Source organism: Halomonas sp. H10-59 (assembly GCF_040070555.1).
GTDB lineage: Bacteria > Pseudomonadota > Gammaproteobacteria > Pseudomonadales > Halomonadaceae > Halomonas > Halomonas litopenaei.
Window position 1 is genome coordinate 3,730,213 of the sequence record NZ_CP098828.1, and the last position, 14,179, is coordinate 3,744,391.

Here is a 14,179-nt window from a genome sequence, read left to right on the forward strand (position 1 = left end):
ATCATTTCATGGCTCATTGATCGCCCTCCCCGTCCTTCCGGTCCTGCTCTTCCCTGCCGTCCTTCTCCCCCTCGGTCTGCTCGAGCGGGTGTCCTCTCAGCACGGCGATATCCTTGAACAGGGTCGACAGGCACTGGGCGAGCATCAGCGCTACCCCCAGGGTCATGATGATCTTGATCGGCGCCAGCGGCGGCGCCCAGGAGCTGTAGTTGGTCTCGCCGTACTTGATCGCGTAGCTGGTGCTGGAGATGCCGCCGGCCAGCAGGGTGGCGAGGAACACCAGCAACAGCAGCATGGTCAGGACGTCGCTCATGGCCTTGGCCCGTGGCGACAGTCGGGTATAGAAGAGGTCCATGCGCACATGGTCGTCGAGCTGCATGGAGTAGGCACCGCCCAGCAGAAAGTAGGCGACCATCAGGAACTGAGAGACCTCGACGCCCCAGATCAACGGCCGATCAAACAGGGTGCGCGAGAGCGAGGCGTAGAGCAGGACCCCGATCATCACGAAGATCAGGTACATGACGATACGACCGATACGCCGATTGAATCGGTCCACGTAGCGGACGTAGAGGCGAATGGCTGCCGGCATGGGCGCTCCCGGACACAAGAGGAATCTCCTGAGTCTTGGCCCAGCCTGGCCGGACGTGCCAGTTGCATCGACTTCAACGACGTGATGACTATCGAAGCTTTCGATACTGCTCAAGCAAAGTGCAGAGAAAAGCAGCCACTGCACCGAAACCGGCCATGAAACTGGCCATCGCCGGGAAGATCCTCAGACGGAAGTGACGATCTGCTCCTCGACCCAGGGCAGCTCCTCGGTGAGCGTGGCACGAAAGTCGCCGTCCAGCAGGCGGCGGGCGTCCCGCGCCAGCTGCCCAGGCAAGCCACCGAGTTCGTCGCGCCTGGCGACCAGCGTCAACGAGCGCTTGAGCGGCGCCAGCGGCAGCGCTTCGATGCGCACCCTGAGCTGATCGAGCCCCGCCTGATACAGGCACAGCGGGGTCGTCACGGTAAAGCCGACGCCGTCGCTCACCGCCTTGAGCAAGGCGCAGGTGTTGTCCAGGTGCAGCCGCGCCGGCAGCTCCACACCGGCCAGGCGCAGGTGGCGCTCGATACTCTGGCCGATCAGCGACTGCGGCACGTAGCGCACGAAGTCGAGCTGACGCGATAGCCAGCGCAGATTGTCAGCAGGCCCCGTCCAGCTCGCCGGCAACACCAGCACAAAGGGCTCGTCCAGCACCCTGTGACGCTCCAGGCCGTCGTAGTTTTCCAGCCGATCGTCGGAGATGATCACGTCCACGTGCCGCGTCAGCAGCGAGTGCCCGTGCATGTGCGAAAGCCCGGTGGTCAAGGTGTAGTCACGGGTGTGGCGGCGGATGACGTCGATCAGCGGCTTGCCCACGGCGGTGGCCAGCGAATCCACCAGCGCCAGGCGCATCTGATGCAATTGACCGAAGGCACCGGTGATCAGTTCGCGGCGGGTATCCCTGGCCTCGCCCAGCAGACGGCGGGCACGGTCATAAAAGAAGCGTCCGGCGCTGGTGGGTTCCAGCGGCCGCGAGCGGCGCTCGAACAGCGCCAGCCCCAGGCTCTCTTCGAGGGTCGCCAGGCAATGCGACACCGACGACTGGGTCAGGCCGAGCGCCTCGGCGGCGGCGCTCTGGCTACCGCGTTCCAGGGTCTCGACGAAGATTTCCATACTGCGCAGGTCGAAGCCGAAGCCATTCTTCATGGCGTCTCCTCGGTGGTGATGTTGTTATTGTCTCGGCGCTGTTGTCGGCTCTTGCTGGGGCTGTCGCAGGGATCCTTGACCCGGTGCTGATCCTGGTCGGTGTCGAAGCTCTACTCTGACTCCTGCGGAACTTGTCGGCCCGGCACAAGTCTACCCTGGCAAGCCGAACAACAGGGAAGTCCGATGACCTACGTCGCCAGCGCCAGCTACCACGAACGACCGTCCTCCCACTGGACCGGCTGGGGCCAGTGGATCGCGCTTGTCACCATGACCCTGGACCACCTGGCACGCTACCTGGCCACCGACGCCTGGCACCTTGGCTGGGTCGACTCGAGCGTGGGCCGTATCGCCTTTCCACTGTTCGCCGGCATGGTCGCCTGGCACGGGCTGTTCAATACCCGTGATCCGCTGCGCTACGCACGCCGGGTGATGATCATCGGTCTGCTGGCCCAGTTACCCTACCAACTGATGCCCCGCGAGGCGCTGTTTCAGCTCAACATCTGCTTTACCCTGGCGCTCGGGCTGATGGCCGGCCACTGGCTTGAGCAACTGACCCGGCGACAGGAAGCCGGAGAGCTGGGCCATGTACGCCTGGCGCTGGAAACCCTCGGCGTGGCAACCGGCTGGTACTTTGCCGGCTTCTGGGTCGAATACGGCCACCATGGCCTGTTGCTGGTGCCGTTTTTCATGCTCGGCATGGGCCAGCTCCATCGTACCGACGACGCCCTGCTCTCGCGCCTGCTGGCGGTGGTCGGCTGCCTGCCGCTGCTGCTGGTGGCAGGCATGATGAACAGCTCCGACATGGCCAAGTCGGTGACCGTGGCCACGGTCCTGGCGGTGCTGCTGCTGGCCGCTGGTGCTCACCGGCTATGCCGCGCGCCCGGCATCGTCATGCCGCGGCGGATGTGGCTCGCATGGTATCCGGCCCACTTCGCGGTGATCGCCGCCATTCTGCTATGGACCGGCAACGCCCAGATAATGTGAACCCGAAAGCGCGGTGATCGCCGCCATTCTGTTGTGGACCGGCAACGCTCAGATAATGTAACGGCACCGGCAACGGTCAAAGAACCCGCCAAGGTGGCTCGCCTGCTCTTGATACCCCCAGGCCCACTTCGCAGTGATCGCCGCCATCCTGCTGTGGACCGGCAACGTCCAGATCCTCTAGGCGTCCTGCGCCGGCAGCGCGAAACGGCTTCTCTGTTCCATCAAGAAGACCTTGAAGGCCTGCCAGGCCGGGCTGCGGTAGCGGTCCGGATGCCACACCAGCGAGAAGTGGCGGGTCAGCGGCAGGTCATGTGACAGCGCCAGCAACTCCCCTCGCTCGAGCTCTCCCCGCACGCTCAGGTGCGACAGGCAACCCAGTCCCAGGCCCGCCGCCACAGCCTGCTTGATCGCCTCGTGCTGCCCCAGCTCCATGCGTACCTTGAGCCTCGGCACCCGGGGCAGCACCGCCGCCTCGAGCACCTCCCGGCTGCCGGAGCCGATCTCGCGCAGGATCCACGACTGCTCGACCAGATCAGCATCCTCGACCCGGCCCTTGGCCACCAGCGGATGCCCGGGCGCGCAGACGATCACCATATGGTCTTCGCACCACACTTCGCTGGCGAGTCCCGGCTCGTGACAGCGCCCCTCGATCATCCCCAGGTCGGCGTCGAAGCGCTGTACCTCGGAGATCACCTCGCCGGTATTGCGCAGTCGCAGGCGCAGGTCGACCCCCGGATGCAGTCCGCCGAACTCCCCAGCCAGCGGCGGCAACAGATAGGTACCGATGGTGGCGCTGGCGGAGATCGCCAGGCTGCCGTGGAGCTCGTCTCCCGGTTCCTCGGCGGCGGCGATCAGCTCGCCCAGATCATCCAGCAGCTGTTCGGCGCGCGGCAGCAGCCGATGGCCCATGTCGTTCAGGCCAAGCCGCCGCCCCGGGCGTTCGAACAGGGTGACACCAAGTTGACGCTCCAGGTCCGCCAGCGCCTGGCTGGTCGCCGACTGGGACAGGCTCAGTTGTCTGGCCGCGGCGCTGACGGTTCCCAGCCGGGCCACCGCCACGAAGACCTCGAGCTGGCGCAGGGTGATATGGGAGCGGGTGGGACTGTCTGGCGAGAAACTCATCACGGTGCTCGACGGTTGCAGGGAAGATGGCGGGGAAGCGACACGGTTCCTATATCGGCTCAGCTTATAACAGGTTTCGTTATTACACGATAATCATCTGGTATATCCACGCCTAGAATCTCCCTATCGAACCGACGCCTCAGGCTCCACCCAGACGAGCCGGTAGCGGCGATACCCTGACACGAAGAGGAGATCCGCTCATGTGGCAAGGACTTGCGCTATGCGCACTATTGACGCTGGCCGGGCAGGCCATCAGCCGACTGCCCGGTATCGCCGACGCAGGCGTGAGTCCGCTGGTGTTCGCCCTGCTGCTGGGCATCGTGGTCGGCAATCTGCCGCTCAAGCGCACCGTCGAGGGCGCCCAGCCGGGGCTCGCCTTCGCTACCCGCTGGCTGCTGCGCGGCGGCATCGTGCTGTTCGGCCTGTCGCTGACCTTCGCTCAGGTGGTCGGACTCGGGCCCAAGGTGCTGCTGCTGGACGCGCTGATCATCACCGCGGTACTGCTGGTCGGCTACCAGATCGGCACCCGGGTGCTCGGCATGGATCGCGAGACCACCCTGCTGACCAGTGCCGGCAGCGCCATCTGCGGCGCCGCTGCGGTGCTCGCCACCGAGTCGACCATTCGCTCGAAGCCGGCAGCGGCGTCCATGGCGGTGGCCACGGTGGTGCTGTTCGGCTCCCTGGCCATGCTGACCTACCCGCTGCTGTATCCGTGGCTGGGCATGGACGAGGGACTGTTCGGGGTCTATATCGGCGCTACCGTGCATGAGGTGGCCCAGGTGGTCGCCGCCGGCGACGCCGTCGGCCCGGATGCCCTGGCCAACGCGGTCATCGTCAAGCTGGTACGGGTGATGCTGCTGGTGCCCTTCCTGCTGGTGGTCGGCCAATGGTGGCTGCGTCAGCCGACCCAGGAAGGCGCCGAGGCAGGCGCTCAGGGCGCACACAAGGCCAAGCTGGTGATCCCCTGGTTTGCCCTCGGCTTTATCGCCATGGTCGGCGTCAACAGCGTCATCACCCTGCCCGCGCCGCTGCACTCGGGTCTGGTGCTGGCCGGCCAGCTCGCCCTGACCATGGCCATGGCCGCGCTCGGCATCAACACCCGGATGTCTCGCCTCAAGGCGCTCGGCGTGAAGCCCTTTCTGCTCGCCCTGATCCTGTTTGTGCTGCTGATGGTTGGTGGCGGGATGGCCAGTGCCCTGCTGATGGGCTGACCGGATCGATGGACCGGGCAGGAACCCGATACACAGCGAAGAAGGCGGCCTTGCGGCCGCCTTCTTGCGTGGTGCTGATCCATCATTGAGCAGCGATCGACTTGCCCCCTCGACATGCCCCCTGCTACAGGGAGAATTCCTCGCCGACGTAGGAAGTCTGTACCTCGATGCTTCCTTCGACGATCTCGGCGGCGAGGCGATCGAGTTCGGCGACGATGTCGTCCTCGACCCAGGGCGCCAGCGACAGACGCACCGCCTCCGGGTTCTCCAGGCCGATACGCACCACCTCACCCGAGCTCCAGCTGCCCTGCTTGACCGCCTCGGCAGCTACAAAACCTGCCATGGACACGTTGGCGATGGCGGAGCCGGCGAACACCTCCGGGTAGTCCTCATGCCACTCGCGCACATTGCCGAACTGCCAAACGCCTTCGGCCTCCTGCATCGCCTCGATGGCCCCTTGGCGACCCGCGTTCAACATGGTGAAGATGATATCGGCACCGGCCTCGATCTGGGCGCTGGCCACGTCATGGGCCAGTGACACATCGTCCTGATCGCCGGCGAAGATGGTGAGGAAGTCGGCGTCCGGCCGGGTATGCTTCAGACCGTGGTAGAAGCCCCCGCGACCCTTGAGACCCGGAGTGACGCGAATCCCCGAGATATGGCCCACCACGCCGCTTTGGGTCAGCAGACCCGCCGCTGCACCGGCGAGCCAGGCGGACTGCTCCTGAAGGACTTCATAGCTCGACACATTGTCGCCGGTGACATCCCCCTGGGTGACGGAGAACAGCACCTCGGGATAGTCCGCGGCCACCGTCATCACCGCCTCGGAATTCTGACCTCCGTGGGCGATGATCAGGTCCGGCCCGGCATCCGCCAATCTCCGCAGGGCGGCCTCAAGCGCGTCGGGCTCCGGCGCTATCCCGTCCTCGTAGCTGATCTCGGCGCCAAGTTCGGCCTCGATGTGCTCGAGTCCACGGTAACCCGCCTCCATGAAGCCGCCGTCATCCTTCTGCCCCGGCAATAGCATGGCCACCTCGAAGGCATCCGCCACGGCCAGGGAAGGCGAAAGCGAGAGACCACACAGCGCCGCCATGTATCCAACTTTGCGAATCATCGAACACCTCATTACTTGTTTTTGTATACAGAACGCACCAACTACTCTAGCGCCGTGGTGGCGTCATCGCCACCCTGAAACGACGACGGGCCCCGTGTTGGGGCCCGTCGTGGAGGGAGCGAAACAGCGCCTGACTCAGTCTTCGAAGCTGAAGCGCACCTCGGGGGCGTCCGGCACCAGGGCGGCGCATTCGCGCACCCGCTCGAGCAGGCTCGCGTGATCGTCAGCGACCAGGTTGATGTGACCAAGCTTGCGACCGGCGCGCTCGCTCTTGTCGTAGCGATGCAGGTGGGCGTCGCGCATGGCCAGCACCTGGCTCGGCTCGGGCTCGCGTCCGATCACGTTGACCATGCAGGTCGGCGCCCGGGCACTGGTGTCCCCCAGCGGCAGGCCCTGGATGGCACGCAGATGATTCTCGAACTGGCTGGTCACCGCGCCATCCATGGTCCAGTGGCCGGAGTTGTGCACTCGCGGTGCCATCTCGTTGGCCAGCAGGCTGCCGTCGGCGCACTGGAACAGCTCCAGGGTCAGCACACCGACATAGTCCAGCTCGTCCAGCAGCGCCCGGATGTATTCATCGGCGGTGTGCTGGACGCTATCGTCAAGATCCGGCATCGGCGCCAGCGAGTAACGCAGGATGCCATCGACATGGACGTTTTCCGCCATGGGATAGAACACCACCTCACCGTCGCGTCCGCGCACGGCGATGATCGACACCTCGCGCACGAAGTCGACGAAGGACTCGACGATCAACCGCGGGTGATTGATGCGCTTCCAGGCATCAGCCGCTTCCGCCGGGTCCTTCAGCACCGCCTGCCCCTTGCCGTCATAGCCCTCGGTGATCGACTTGGCCACCACCGGCGTGCCCAGCTCACGAGCGGCGGCTTCCAGCGACTCGGCGCTGTCCACCAGGCGATAGGCCGGCGTCGGAATACCCAGTCGATCGAACAGCGCCTTCTCCTCGGCACGATTCTGACACACCCGGATCGCCTCACTGCCGGGGTAGACCGGCTTCTCGGCTTCGATCGCCTGGACCAGCGACACCGGCAGGTGCTCAAACTCGTAGGTGACCAGGTCGACGTCTTCGAGGAAGCTCTGGACGTGCTTCTGGTCGGTGTCGATCATCACCTCGCCGATCCCGGCGCTGGGGTGGCCGGTGGTATCGAGAAAGCGGAACCGGTTGGCCAGCGGATAGCCGGCCAGCGCCAGCATACGGCCGAGCTGTCCGGCCCCGAGAACGCCAATCTTCATGACTTGCTCCTGTTTTCCTGCGGGTACACGACGCCGTTCAGCCCTGGCGAGACTCGGGCGGACGAGGATCGGGATTGTCGAGCACGGTCTGGGTCTGCTCGGCGCGGAAGGCCTCGACGGCCTCGCGAACCTGGCTGTCCCCGAGCCCCACGATCTGGGCTGCCAGCAGGCCAGCATTGGTAGCGCCGGCCTTGCCGATGGCCAGGGTGCCGACGGCGACGCCGCCCGGCATCTGGGCGATCGACAGCAGTGAATCCAGCCCCTTGAGCGCCTTGGACTCCACCGGCACGCCGAGCACCGGCAGCGCGGTCTGGGAGGCGACCATGCCGGGCAGGTGCGCTGCACCGCCAGCCCCGGCGATGATCACCTGAATACCACGCTCGGCGGCACCCTTGGCGTAGTCGAACAGCAGATCCGGGGTGCGGTGGGCGGAGACCACCTGGGTCTCGTAGCTCACGCCGAGGCGCTCGAGCATGGTCACGGCGTGTTCCATGACCGGCCAGTCGGACTTGGAACCCATGATCACGCCGACCCGGGGCGCTGGGGAAGTGGATGACATCGGCAACTCCTCGAAGAAACGACGGCGCCGCGGCAAAGAAATCGCCACGACAAGGGAACAATCGGGAAGCGGCATAGTCTAGCAGAGCCGGGGGAGCAGTACCTCTCCCTATGCGGAGACGTCGCCAGCCAGCGACAGCGCCTTTCACCCTGACTGCGCATTGGCCTGCTAGGGTAACGCTGCTGTCGCGGCCATCGCCGACACTCCACGCCGCCTGACAGGACGACCCGCTCACCCAAGGAGAGAGCCATGAAACCGACCCTGCTGCTTATTGCCGCCCTGACCTCCGGCCTGGCGCTGGCCGGTTGCGATGAGGGACAGAGCACCGCCAGCACCGCGCAGGAGGGCTCGAACGCCAGCCAGCAGAGCACCACCGAACAGGCGCAGAAAATGACGCTTGACGGTACCCTGAGCTTCGCCGAGGCCGGCCAGAGCCTGCCCGACAATGCCGAGGTCACGGTGTTGCTCAACGACGTTGCCCTCGCCGACGCCCCGGCCAGGACCATCGCCGAAACCACGGTGACCATCGAGCGCCAGGCGCCGACCGACTTCTCGCTGAGCTACGCAAGCGACGCGGTGAACCCGCGCCACACCCACAGCCTGCGTGGCGAGATCCGCAACGACGAAGGTCAGTTGGTGTGGACCAGTACCGAAGCCACTCCGGTGGAAGTCGGTGCCGACGCCGACCAGCCGCCGGTGTCGGTGGTGCTGCGCCCGGTGGGTGCCGACGGCAATGCCCAGAGCGACAGCATGCAGAAGGCCCAGGAGGCGCTGCTGTCCAGCGGTGATGAACCCACCGCCGCCGAGAAGCAGGCCGTGGAAGAGGCCGACGCCGTGGCCGAACAGGCCGCCGGCATGCAGGAGCCCAGCCAGGGCGCCGCCGCGGCGAGCGGCGAAAATGCCGACACCGGTGCCAATACCGAGACGTCGTCCAGCCAGCCGCAGTAAGCGAGCGCCCTCGACGGACCGGCTCCTCCCGATACGACAACGCCGTGCCCAAGGGCACGGCGTTGTCGCTGCTGGCGGCTGCCCTGGCGCCGCTAAGCTGTTGCCGGCGAGCGGCGAGCCTGCCAGAAGTTGAGGCTGATGATCGCCAGCATGACGGCGGCACCGGCGACGTCGAACACCAGCGACGGCAGGAACACCCCGACGATCGCCGGCAGCAGCAGCACGCGCTGCCAGATCGCCATGCGGGTGAACAGATAGCCTTCCAGGGTGGCGGCGAAGGCGCCCAGCGCCAGAAGCCCGGTGAAGCCCTTCCAGATCAGCAGCCAGACCGGCCCGCCGACGATGATCTCGGGGTTGTAGACCATGAACAGCGGCACCAGGTAGAGGCCCTTGGCAAACTTCCACGACTGGAAGCTGGTCTCCATGGGCTTGGCCCCGGCGATGGCGGCCCCGGCGAAGCCGGCCAGCGCGATCGGCGGCGTCACGTTGGAGTCCTGGGAATACCAGAACACCACCAGGTGGGCGATCAGCAACGGCACCCCGAACTCATTGGCCAGCGCCGGTCCCACCAGCACGATCAGCACGATATAGCTGGCCGTCACCGGCAGCCCCATGCCCAGCACGAGACTCGCCAGCAGCACCATGATCAGCGCCAGCAGCAGGTTACCGCCCGAGAAAGCCAGCATCATGGCCGAGAACTTGAGGCCGAGACCGGTCAGCCCCACTACCCCGACGATGATCCCTGCCACCGCACAGGCCATGGTCACCGCCACGGCGTTGCGCGCACCGAGTTCGAGGCCTTCAAGCAACTTGAGCAGACCGTTGCGACAGGCCAGCCCCAGACGCTCGGCGGTCACCGGCTGCCCCTCGCCTGGCGCCACGAACAAGAACCACACCGCGAAACGCAGCACCGCCACCAGCAGCATGCAGACGATGGCGTAGTAGCCCACTCGCATCGGCGACATGTTCATCATCAACAGCCACACCAGCACCGCCAGCGGCAGCAGGAAGTGCCAACCGTGCTTGAGCACGTCGCTCATCTGCGGCAGCTCGTCCTTGGCCATGCCCTGCATACCCTCCTTGAGGGCGATGATATGCACGAACAGATAGACGGTGGCGAAGTACATGAAGGCCGGCAGGATGCTGACCTTGACCACCTCGAGATACGGCAGCCGGGTGTACTCGGCGATCAGGAAGGCACCGGCCCCCATCAACGGTGGCATGATCTGGCCACCGGTCGACGCCGCCGCCTCGATGCCACCGGCCTGGTGGGGCTTGTAGCCCAGGCGCTTCATCAGCGGGATGGTAAAGGCGCCGGTGGTGACCACGTTGGCGATGGCGCTGCCGGAGATCGAGCCCATGCCGGCAGAAGCGATGACCGCGGCCTTGGCGGGCCCGCCACGCTGGCGTCCGGTGGCGGCGTAGGCCAGATCGATAAAGAACTTGCCCGCCCCGGTGATCTCGAGAAAGGCACCGAACAACACAAAGATGAAGATATAGGTCGCGGCCACCCCCATGGGCAGGCCGAAGATCCCTTCCTGCCCCAGGTAAAGCTGGCCCACCAGACGATCGAGATTGTAGCCGCGATGCTCGAGGATGCCGGGCAGGAACTGGCCGAGCCAGGGTAACTCGCCACGGGGCCCGGCAAAGGCGTAGAGGATGGCGATCAGGCCGATGATGGTCATGCCCAGACCCACCGCGCGACGGCTGGCCTCCAGCACCGTGATGGTGGCGATGATGCCGACGGTGATGTCGGTCTGGCTCCAGAAACCGGCGCGATTGATGATCTCGTCCAGAAACAGCGCCATGTAGCCGCCGGTGATCATCGCTCCGGTAAAGAACACAAGGTCGATCGCCCCACCCAGCACGCCCCTGTCACGCTTGGGACCGAACACCGGAAACATCAGGAACGCCAGCATCATCACCAGCGCAAGGTGGATGCTGCGCTGATAGAACAGCCCCAGCGGCTGAATCCCCGCCGAGTAGAGCTGGAACAGCGACAGGCCGACCGCCACCAGGGTGATCAGCCATAGTATGGTCTTGGGGTGGTTGGCCTGGCTGCCAGGCACCACCGGTGAAGCTGCCGTTTCGCTCATTGTCGTGATTCTCGTCAGGCCTTGCCGGCGCTTGGCCGGTCGGCATAATTCGGAATGCTGTCGCAGGTCGCCGGCCCTCGAGGGGCCGAAGTGCCCACGCGGTTGGTGGCGTTATTCGATAGCCTGGGCCAACGACAGGCTAGTCGCGCCGCTCGAGTCCAACGCTGACCAAACGCCCCGCCGCCAGATCGCTCAGGCTGATGGGCGTGGAGGCCGCCGGCACGGCCAGGGAGTCCCCGTCCGCACAGTCGGCCCGAGCCTTGATCAACGTCTCCAGGGTCGGCTCACCACGGCTGACCAGGCGATGATCGACGCGCTTGGCGCCGACCCTCAGCCGATAGCGATTGCCGGGGACGGGCTCGTCGATGTCCTCGATCCAGTAGCCGCCCTGACCGTCGCTGACCTGGCGTCCGCGCCCGGGCACATGGTCGAGGCCCGCGGCGAAGTCCGGCAGGTGGCTACGTTCAAGCACCGTGGCACCGCCGAGGTTGCGATAGCAGTCAAGCACCTCGAAGCCTTCTACCGAGTGATTCCAGGCCAGGCACCAGCCGGCGCCATCGGGCATCGGCAGTTCCACCAGCGCGGCGCCCTCGGCGTCGCGCACGCTCAAGGTGAATAGAGCATCGCAGTCGGCATCACTTGCCTGGCCAGCGCCCGCCACGGTCATCAGCGTGACCAGCCCAAGCGCAGGCAGGGCGAGCCCGGAGGCCCGCCCTGCCATGTGTCGACGCCCCGCCATCAGGGACGCTGCTTGTCCTGCACCTCGGCACCGACTTCCTCGTAGTAGCGCAGCGCGCCCGGGTGGAAGGCGATGGGTGTGGAGTTCACCGAGAACTCGACGGTGGTGTCATTGGCCGCCGGATGGATGGCGATCAGCTCGTCGGTCTGCTCGAACAGGGTCTTGGTGATCTGGTAGGCCAGTTCCTCGTCCATCTCGCTGCTGGCGATCAGCACGTTGGGTACGCCAAGGGTCTGCACCGCTTCTTCCATGCCTTCGTAGAGACCGGCCTTGAGCTCATACGGGGCAAACACCGGTTCGTCCTCGCGCGCCTTGGCGACTTCCTCGTCGCTGAGGCCGATCAGCCGAACATCGCTGGTGGTGGCCAGGTTCAGAATCGAGCTGGTGGGCGGCCCCACGCTCCAGAAACCGGCATCGATATCGCCATCACGCAGGGCGTCGGCGGTCTCGTTGAAGTTCAAGCGGCGCGGGTCGAAGTCGTCGTAGCTGATGCCGTTGGCTTCGAGGATGGCGCGGGCGTTGAGCTCGGTGCCGCTGCCGGGCGCACCCACGGACACGACCTTGCCTTCCAGGTCATCCAGCGAGTCGATGCCGGAGTCGGCCATGGTCACGATCTGCACCGCATTGGGATAGATGGAGGCGATGGCACGAATGTTCTCGAGCTTGCGCCCCTCGAAGTCACCGGTACCGGTAGCGCCCTGGTGGACGGTGTCGGCCAGCGCCAGCGCCAGATCGGAGTCACCACGCCAGACCAGTCCCATGTTCTCCACCGAGGCGCCGGTCACTTCGGCCACGGCGTCGTAGCCGTCGACGTGCTTCTTGATCAGCTCGGCCAGGCCTCCACCGTAGGGGTAGTAGGTGCCGCCGGTTCCACCGGTGGCGATCGACAGCTGGCTCTGGGCCACGGCGCTGTGGCTGGCAACCAGCAGGGATGCCGTCAGGGCAAGGGTCAGTGCTCGCATGGTCTTCCTCCGTTCCTCGTGGGAACCGCTTAGAATTTATTGTGCGGAATTGAAGTGTCGATACAGCAATCGCCTAGGCAAGCTAGCAAGAGCCGGCCTCGCTTGCCACTGCAGACATTTCGACGTTTTTTATCTTTGTCTGCAATTCTCACAAGGTCTTAGAGACACTGGCCCGCCATCCTGCCCGTCGAACCCACGAAGGGCGCGCTTCTCAGGGAGCTGGCGTCGCGCCGGCTTTTCACGCCTCAGCGTTGACTGTCGACCTGCTCGCGTACCTTGGCGACGATATGGGCACCGATCGGCAACGCCGAGGTCGCCGCCGGCGATGGCGCATTGCCTACGTTGATGGTGCGCGGCGTGTTGACGAACAGAAAGTCGTCGACCAGCTTGCCGTCTCGTGTCACCGCCTGGGCACGCACCCCGGCCGGGTAGGGCTTCAGGTCATCGAGGGTGAGACTCGGGCAGTACTTGCGCACCTCTTCCAGATAGCCACGCCGTGACAGCGAGTTCTTCATCTCGCGCATGCCAGGGCCCAGATGACGCCACAGCACCTTGAGAATACCCGGATGGCTGACCATGCCGACCAGATCTGCTGCCGAGACATCACGCTTGCGATAGCCCTCGCGGGCCAGTGCCAGCACGGCGTTGGGCCCCACCGTCACGCTGCCATCGATCATGCGGGTAAGGTGGACGCCGAGAAACGGCATGCTGGGGTCCGGAATCGGGTAGATCAGATGATTGACGATGGCGTTGCGGTGCTCGGGCAACTGAAAGTACTCCCCGCGGAAGGGACAGATGGTGAAGCTCGGGGTCTGCCCCAGCATGCGCACCACCCGGTCGGCCATCAGCCCCGAGCAACTTACCAGGTAGCGACTGCTGAAGGTCTCGGTGGTGGTGGTCACCACCACTTCCTGGCGACGTTCGTCGAGCCCGGTGACCTCCCGTGAGTAGCGGATCTCGCCACCGCGTCGCTCGAACTCGGCGGCCATGGCGCGAGTGACCTCGGCATAGTCGACGATACCGCTGGACGGCACGAAGATGCCGCCGACGCCGGTGATGTTGGGCTCACGCTCTGCCAGGGCACCGGCGTCGAGCCATTCACGCTCGAGCCCATTGGCTTCGGTGCGTTCCCACAGGGCCTTCATCCGCCCCAACTCCACCTCGTTGGTGGCGACCAGCAGCTTGCCGCAGCTGTCGTAGGCGATGTCGTGGGCCTCGCAGAACGCCTTGGTGGCACGGTTGCCTTCCAGACAGAAGCGCGCCTTGAGGCTGCCCGGTGTGTAGTAGACCCCGGCGTGTATCACGCCACTGTTGTGACCGGTCTGATGGCGAGCCGGACCGTCCTCCTTTTCCAGCAACAGCATGCGCTTTTCAGGATAGGCGTCCTTGAGCTGCATGGCGGTGGACATGCCCAGAATGCCACCGCCGATGATGATGAAGTCGTACATGGGGGTCTCGTTG

The 14,179-nt window shown here is 65.4% G+C and carries 13 protein-coding genes; 3 read left to right on the forward strand and 10 right to left on the reverse strand.

Translation table 11 applies throughout. The annotated features are described in order from the left end of the window. Positions 1–13: 13 nt before the first annotated feature. Entirely contained in the window at positions 14–589 is a 576-nt protein-coding gene (locus tag NFG57_RS16210) for a TRAP transporter small permease subunit (RefSeq protein ID WP_348814770.1), read from the reverse strand. A gap of 183 nt (positions 590–772) precedes the next feature. Then, on the reverse strand, positions 773–1,732 hold the full coding sequence (locus NFG57_RS16215; protein WP_045992806.1) for a LysR family transcriptional regulator: 960 nt from the start codon (positions 1,730–1,732) through the stop codon (positions 773–775). Positions 1,733–1,915: 183 nt separating this feature from the next. Here NFG57_RS16215 and NFG57_RS16220 point away from each other — a divergent pair, with 183 nt between their 5' ends. Beyond that, the gene (locus NFG57_RS16220; RefSeq protein ID WP_108132396.1) at positions 1,916–2,716 is read left to right on the forward strand and encodes a TraX family protein; all 801 of its coding nucleotides are present in this window, start codon (positions 1,916–1,918) and stop codon (positions 2,714–2,716) included. Between the two features lie 177 nt (positions 2,717–2,893). On the opposite strand, the gene NFG57_RS16225 is transcribed toward NFG57_RS16220, so the two are convergent. After that, on the reverse strand, positions 2,894–3,838 hold the full coding sequence (locus NFG57_RS16225) for a LysR substrate-binding domain-containing protein (RefSeq protein WP_045992807.1): 945 nt from the start codon (positions 3,836–3,838) through the stop codon (positions 2,894–2,896). Positions 3,839–4,038: 200 nt separating this feature from the next. On the opposite strand from NFG57_RS16225, the gene NFG57_RS16230 reads away from it, so the two are divergent. Beyond that, positions 4,039–5,049 (forward strand): YeiH family protein, encoded by a 1,011-nt coding sequence (locus tag NFG57_RS16230; RefSeq protein WP_348814771.1) that lies wholly within the window; start codon positions 4,039–4,041, stop codon positions 5,047–5,049. A 124-nt stretch (positions 5,050–5,173) separates the two neighbouring features. Here the strand turns inward: NFG57_RS16230 and NFG57_RS16235 are convergent, their stop codons facing one another. The 3 genes from NFG57_RS16235 to purE form a co-directional block, all read right to left on the reverse strand. After that, a complete protein-coding gene (locus NFG57_RS16235) occupies positions 5,174–6,163 on the reverse strand; it encodes a BMP family protein (RefSeq protein ID WP_348814772.1) in 990 nt (329 codons plus the stop codon). A gap of 135 nt (positions 6,164–6,298) precedes the next feature. Then, complete coding sequence (locus NFG57_RS16240; protein WP_108448226.1) at positions 6,299–7,414, reverse strand: 5-(carboxyamino)imidazole ribonucleotide synthase; 1,116 nt, start codon at positions 7,412–7,414, stop codon at positions 6,299–6,301. A 37-nt stretch (positions 7,415–7,451) separates the two neighbouring features. Continuing rightward, positions 7,452–7,973, reverse strand: a complete 522-nt coding sequence (purE, locus tag NFG57_RS16245; protein ID WP_045992811.1) for a 5-(carboxyamino)imidazole ribonucleotide mutase — start codon at positions 7,971–7,973, stop codon at positions 7,452–7,454. 249 nt (positions 7,974–8,222) lie between these two features. Here purE and NFG57_RS16250 point away from each other — a divergent pair, with 249 nt between their 5' ends. Beyond that, on the forward strand, positions 8,223–8,921 hold the full coding sequence (locus tag NFG57_RS16250; protein ID WP_052704348.1) for a YbaY family lipoprotein: 699 nt from the start codon (positions 8,223–8,225) through the stop codon (positions 8,919–8,921). Positions 8,922–9,013: 92 nt separating this feature from the next. Here NFG57_RS16250 and NFG57_RS16255 read toward each other — a convergent pair whose 3' ends face one another. The 4 genes from NFG57_RS16255 to lhgO all read right to left on the reverse strand — a co-directional run bounded on the left by NFG57_RS16255 (position 9,014) and on the right by lhgO (position 14,166). Further along, on the reverse strand, positions 9,014–11,017 hold the full coding sequence (locus NFG57_RS16255) for a TRAP transporter permease (RefSeq protein WP_348814773.1): 2,004 nt from the start codon (positions 11,015–11,017) through the stop codon (positions 9,014–9,016). A gap of 139 nt (positions 11,018–11,156) precedes the next feature. Continuing rightward, on the reverse strand, positions 11,157–11,756 hold the full coding sequence (locus NFG57_RS16260) for a DUF1850 domain-containing protein (protein WP_348814774.1): 600 nt from the start codon (positions 11,754–11,756) through the stop codon (positions 11,157–11,159). Next, positions 11,756–12,718: a TAXI family TRAP transporter solute-binding subunit gene (locus NFG57_RS16265; RefSeq protein ID WP_348814775.1), complete on the reverse strand. Its 963-nt coding sequence runs from the start codon at positions 12,716–12,718 to the stop codon at positions 11,756–11,758. Before NFG57_RS16265 ends, NFG57_RS16260 begins: the two co-directional genes overlap by 1 nt. 245 nt (positions 12,719–12,963) lie before the next feature. After that, positions 12,964–14,166: an L-2-hydroxyglutarate oxidase gene (gene lhgO / locus NFG57_RS16270; protein ID WP_348814776.1), complete on the reverse strand. Its 1,203-nt coding sequence runs from the start codon at positions 14,164–14,166 to the stop codon at positions 12,964–12,966. Positions 14,167–14,179 lie beyond the last annotated feature (13 nt).

Bases quoted from the DNA above. Each gene is read 5' to 3' on its own strand.
- NFG57_RS16210 (WP_348814770.1), bottom strand. From the start codon at position 589: ATGCCGGCAGCCATTCGCCTCTACGTCCGCTACGTGGACCGATTCAAT.
- NFG57_RS16215 (WP_045992806.1), bottom strand. From the start codon at position 1,732: ATGAAGAATGGCTTCGGCTTCGACCTGCGCAGTATGGAAATCTTCGTC.
- NFG57_RS16220 (WP_108132396.1), top strand. From the start codon at position 1,916: ATGACCTACGTCGCCAGCGCCAGCTACCACGAACGACCGTCCTCCCAC.
- NFG57_RS16225 (WP_045992807.1), bottom strand. From the start codon at position 3,838: ATGAGTTTCTCGCCAGACAGTCCCACCCGCTCCCATATCACCCTGCGC.
- NFG57_RS16230 (WP_348814771.1), top strand. From the start codon at position 4,039: ATGTGGCAAGGACTTGCGCTATGCGCACTATTGACGCTGGCCGGGCAG.
- NFG57_RS16235 (WP_348814772.1), bottom strand. From the start codon at position 6,163: ATGATTCGCAAAGTTGGATACATGGCGGCGCTGTGTGGTCTCTCGCTT.
- NFG57_RS16240 (WP_108448226.1), bottom strand. From the start codon at position 7,414: ATGAAGATTGGCGTTCTCGGGGCCGGACAGCTCGGCCGTATGCTGGCG.
- purE (WP_045992811.1), bottom strand. From the start codon at position 7,973: ATGTCATCCACTTCCCCAGCGCCCCGGGTCGGCGTGATCATGGGTTCC.
- NFG57_RS16250 (WP_052704348.1), top strand. From the start codon at position 8,223: ATGAAACCGACCCTGCTGCTTATTGCCGCCCTGACCTCCGGCCTGGCG.
- NFG57_RS16255 (WP_348814773.1), bottom strand. From the start codon at position 11,017: ATGAGCGAAACGGCAGCTTCACCGGTGGTGCCTGGCAGCCAGGCCAAC.
- NFG57_RS16260 (WP_348814774.1), bottom strand. From the start codon at position 11,756: ATGGCGGGGCGTCGACACATGGCAGGGCGGGCCTCCGGGCTCGCCCTG.
- NFG57_RS16265 (WP_348814775.1), bottom strand. From the start codon at position 12,718: ATGCGAGCACTGACCCTTGCCCTGACGGCATCCCTGCTGGTTGCCAGC.
- lhgO (WP_348814776.1), bottom strand. From the start codon at position 14,166: ATGTACGACTTCATCATCATCGGCGGTGGCATTCTGGGCATGTCCACC.